Origin of the sequence: Hyalangium sp. (assembly GCF_035629615.1) — a bacterium.
GTDB lineage: Bacteria > Myxococcota > Myxococcia > Myxococcales > Myxococcaceae > Hyalangium.
In genome coordinates this window covers 1-4,670 of the sequence record NZ_DASPHO010000405.1, presented here as the reverse complement: position 1 = coordinate 4,670, position 4,670 = coordinate 1, and the positions used below count along the sequence as shown (strand labels likewise).

At 68.4% G+C, this 4,670-nt stretch carries 4 protein-coding genes; all 4 read left to right on the top strand.

Annotated elements, in window-relative coordinates:
• Positions 1 to 1,899, top strand: a 1,899-nt coding sequence (gene dnaE / locus VD972_RS20795) for a DNA polymerase III subunit alpha (RefSeq protein WP_324989631.1), incomplete at its 5' end; no start/stop codon positions are given.
• 66 nt (positions 1,900 to 1,965) lie between these two features.
• Complete coding sequence (locus VD972_RS20790; RefSeq protein ID WP_324989629.1) at positions 1,966 to 2,793, top strand: crotonase/enoyl-CoA hydratase family protein; 828 nt, start codon at positions 1,966 to 1,968, stop codon at positions 2,791 to 2,793.
• A gap of 3 nt (positions 2,794 to 2,796) precedes the next feature.
• On the top strand, positions 2,797 to 3,600 hold the full coding sequence (locus VD972_RS20785) for an SDR family oxidoreductase (RefSeq protein ID WP_324989628.1): 804 nt from the start codon (positions 2,797 to 2,799) through the stop codon (positions 3,598 to 3,600).
• Positions 3,601 to 3,754: 154 nt separating this feature from the next.
• On the top strand, positions 3,755 to 4,670 hold a 916-nt coding region (locus VD972_RS20780), incomplete at its 3' end, for an Ig-like domain-containing protein (protein WP_324989627.1).

The window sequence follows — 4,670 nt, the reverse complement described above, 5'->3', positions numbered from 1 at the left end:
GACGAGGTGGAGGCGGCGGGCCTGGTGAAGTTCGACTTCCTGGGGCTCAAGACGCTCACGGTGATCCAGAACGCGCTGGATCTCATCAACCGCAACCCTCCGAACGGGAAGAAGATCGAGCGGCAGGACATCCCCCTGCATGATGATGCGATGTGGGCGCTGATGGCCAAGGGCGACACGGCCGGCGTCTTCCAGATGGAGTCGAGCGGCTTCACCGAGATGGTGATGAAGCTCAAGCCGTCGTGCTTCGAGGACGTGATCGCTGCCGGCGCGCTCTACCGGCCGGGTCCGCTGGACGCGGGCATGGTGGACGTCTTCATCAACCGCAAGCACGGCCGCGAGCCGGTGACGTACCCGCACCCCGCGCTGGAGCCGGTGCTCAAGGACACCTACGGCGTCATCGTGTACCAGGAGCAGGTGATGCAGATCTCGCAGGTGCTGGGGGGCTACACCCTGGGCCGTGCGGACCTGCTTCGCCGCGCCATGGGCAAGAAGAAGGCCGAGGTGATGCAGGCCGAGCGCGCCGGCTTCCTGGAGGGCTGCAAGACGAACAACGTCGACCTGAAAGTCGCCGGCGAGATCTTCGATCTGATGGAGAAGTTCGCCGAGTACGGCTTCAACAAGAGCCACTCGGCCGCCTACGGCCTCATCACCATCCACACGGCGTGGCTCAAGGCGAAGTACCCGGTGGAGTTCATGGCCGCCCTTCTCACCAGCGAGAAGGACAACACCGACAAGGTGGTGAGACACATCGCCGAGGCCCGCGAGTCAGGCCTCCAGGTGCTGCCGCCGGATGTGAACCAGTCGGACATGGCCTTCGGTGCGGTGGACGGGGAGATCCGCTTCGGCCTGGGCGCCATCAAGGGTGTGGGCGAGGGCGCCATCGAGTCGATCGTCGAGGCGCGCAAGGAGGGGCCCTTCAAGAGCCTGTTCGACTTCTGCGAGCGTGTGGACAGCCGGCGGGTGAACCGCAAGGTGCTGGAGGCGCTGGTGAAGGCCGGCGCGTTCGACTTCGAGAAGCGCCCGCGGCGCCAGCTCTTCGAGACGATCGAGAGGGCGATGAACCGCGGCTCCTCCAGCCAGAAGGACAAGGCGGCCGGGCAGAGCTCGCTGTTCGGGATGCTGGCGGGGCCAGCCGCGGGCAGCGGAGGGGCCGCGCTCAAGGACGAGTACGTGCCGGCCGAGGAGTGGCCGGAGAAGGAGCGGCTGTCCTACGAGAAGGAGGCCATCGGCTTCTACGTGTCTGGCCACCCGCTGCACCAGTATGAGAAGGAGCTGAAGCGCTACGCGCGGCCGGTGACGTCGGTGCAGCGCGCTCGGCGGGACGAGAAGATCTCCGTGGGCGGCATCATCGCGGCGCTCCGCGAGCGGCCCACGAAGACAGGCAAGCGCATGGCGTGGGTGACGCTGGAGGATCTGTCCGGCTCCATCGAGCTGGTGTGCTTCCCGGGCAAGGACGGCACGCGCTCGGTGATGGGCAAGGACGGCAAGTGGACCAAGGCCGGGCCCAAGCCGGGCTACGAGCAGTGGGAGACGCTGCTCAAGGGGGATGACCCTATCCTGGTGACGGGCACGGTGCAGATCAGCCAGCGCGACGAGGAATCGCCGACGACGGAGCTGATCGTCGAGGAGATCCAGAGCCTGAAGGCGGTGCGCGAGAGGCGGACGAAGCGGCTGGAGCTGCGCGTGCCGGCGGACCTGCTCACCGAGGAGAAGCTGTCGAAGCTGGCGGAGATCGCGAAGCAGAACATGGGAGCCACGCCGGTGGCGGTGAGCGTGCTGTTCCCGGGTGAGGCCGAGGCGCTCATTGGTGGCACGGCCCTCAAGGTCCAGGTGAGCGACGAGCTGCTGCTGGCCGTGGACAAGCTCTTCGGGATGAAGGTGGTGGAGCTGGGGTAGCGGTCGAAGTCGTGGACGCCGCTCGCCTGTTTCTGTTCAAGTGCCGTCCCCGAGGGAGGGCACCGCATGACCGCGGCGTACCAGTCACTGCGCATTGAGAAGGCGGACGGCATCGCCGAGGTCGTCCTCATCGGCCCCGGCAAAAGCAATGCCCTGGGGCCTGACTTCTGGCGCGAGATGCCAGAGGCGCTCCGAGAGCTCGACGCCGACGAGTCCGTGCGCGTGCTCCTCTTGCGTGGCGAGGGGACGCACTTCTCCTATGGCCTGGACATCGCGGCGATGCTGGAGACGCTCGGGCCGCTCCTCATGGGGGACAACAACCTCGCCTCCGAGCGGACGAAGCTGCTCCAGCTCATCCAGCGGATGCAGGGCGCTACCGAGGGGCTCGCCCGTTGCCGCAAGCCTGTGCTCGCGGCCGTGCATGGCTGGTGCATCGGCGGAGGCATCGATCTCATCGCCGCGTGTGACTTCCGCTACTGCTCGCGGGAGGCGAAGTTCAGCCTGCGCGAGGCGCGGGTGGGCATCATCGCGGATCTGGGCGCGCTCCAGCGCCTGCCGCGCATCATCGGCGAGGGCCATACCCGAGAGCTGGCCTACATCGCCGGGGACTTCAACGCGGAGCGGGCGCTGCGGATGGGCCTCGTCAACGAGGTGTTCGAGTCCCCCGAGGCGCTGCTCGCCGGGGCGCGCGCCACCGCTCGGAAGATCGCGGACAACCCGCCGCTCGTGGTCCAGGGTGCCAAGCAGGTGATGGAGTACTGCGCGGACAAGTCCGTGGAGGACGGGCTGCGCTTCGTGGCCGTGTGGAACTCGGCCTTCTTGCAGTCGAACGATCTCGCCGAGGCGTTCGCGGCCTTCATGGAGCGGCGTCCTCCGCGCTTTCACGGGAGATGAGTCATGGCTGATGGGGTCTTCAAGGACGGACTGCTCGCGGGCAAGGTGGCCTTCGTCACCGGCGGCAGCAGCGGGATCAACCTCGGGATCGCCGAGCGCTTCGTGAAGGCCGGCGCCAAGGTGGTCATCAACGGACGGAACCCGGAGAAGCTCGCGGACGCGGTGAAGGGGCTGCAGGCCCACGGCACCGCCATGGGCCTCCAAGCGGACGTGCGCGACTACGCCGCCGTGGAGAAGGCCTTCCAGACGGCGCGCGATGCCTACGGAGAGCTCGACATCCTGGTGTGCGGGGCGGCAGGCAACTTCCCGGCGCCCGCGCTCGGCATGTCCTCCAACGGCTTCAAGGCGGTGCTGGAGATCGACGTGCTGGGCACCTTCAACGCGTGCCGGGCCGCCTTCGAGCACCTGCGCAAGCCGGGAGCCGCCGTCCTCAACATCTCCGCGCCGCAGGCCTACATGCCGACGGCGCTGCAGGCGCACGTGTGCGCGGCGAAGGCCGGCGTGGACATGCTGACGCGCGTGCTGGCCATCGAGTGGGGTGGGGCGGGAGTCCGCGTCAACTCCATCTCCCCCGGGCCGATCGACGACACCGAGGGCATGCGCCGGCTGGCTCCCACCGATGCGGCTCGCGAGAAGATCATCGGCTCGCTGCCGCTGCAGCGCATGGGCGCCAAGTCGGACATCTCCAACCTGGCCCTCTTTCTCGCCTCGGATGCAGCGTCCTACATCACAGGTTCGATCATGGTCTGCGACGGCGGCTGGTCGCTCATGGGCTCGGGGGTGCTCATGCAAGCGCTCGGGAGCTGACGGCTCGCCGGGCCTGCCTGGCTGGTTCCTGGCTGTTCGATTTGGGACGGGCGGGAGCGGCTCCCTCGGTGTGTTCCATGTCTGCTAGAACACGCCCCGGCTCGCAGTGGCTCCCCCTCCGCGCGAGGGAGCCGTGCGCCCTGGGGAGACGTCCATGCCGCTTGCTTCGTTCTCGTTCGCCCGTCTGCTGGGGCTGAGCGCTCTGTTCCTCGGCCTGTCCCTGGGGTGTGGTGGAGGAGGCCCGAATCCGCCTCCGCCCTCGTCAGCCCCGGATGCGAGCCGCTCTTCCGTGGCAGTGGATCGGGCCGCGGGGGTCCGAGCGGACGGCGCCGACCGCGTCACCCTCACCGTCACCGTGCGTGACGGCTCCGGGACTCCTCTGGCCGGCAGGACTGTGAGCGTGGAGGTGTCCGGTGAGGGCACGACCGTGACACAGCCTGCTGGGGCGACTAACGCCAGCGGCGCGGTGACGGCCTCGGTGATCTCCACCGTGGCGGGGGCCAGGCAGGTGACGGCCTCGGTTGTAGTCGAGGGAGGCACGGTGGTGCTGAGCGAGCGGCCCACCATCGACTTCGTGCTCCCGCCACCCGTGAAGCTGGCCTTCCTGTCGGCAAGCCTGTCCGCCACGGCCGGCGAGGCGGTCTCGCCCGAGGTGGAGGTGGCCTTGCAAGACAGGCTTGGGCGGACCGTTCCGAGTGCGTCAAACGAAGTCTCCCTCCTGTTGGCGGCGGGACCGTCTTCGGCGGGGCTGGAGGGCACGCTCACGGCTCAGGCCCTCAACGGCATCGCACGCTTCCCCCGGGTGGTGCTCAAGCAGGCCGGAGCGGGCTACCAGCTGAAGGCCACCTCGAGCGGCCTGACCGATGCCATCAGCCCGGTCTTCGAGGTGACGCCCGCGCTGCCCACGGTGCTCGTGCTTGCCCTGCCCGCCACGGCGACGGCGGGGAGCCCGGTCAGCGCTGCGGTGACGGTCCGGGACTCCTTCGGCAATCTGGCGACCAACTACCAGGGCACGGTGCACTTTACCTCGACGTCTCCGGGCGCCACGCTGCCGTCGGATGCCACCTTCA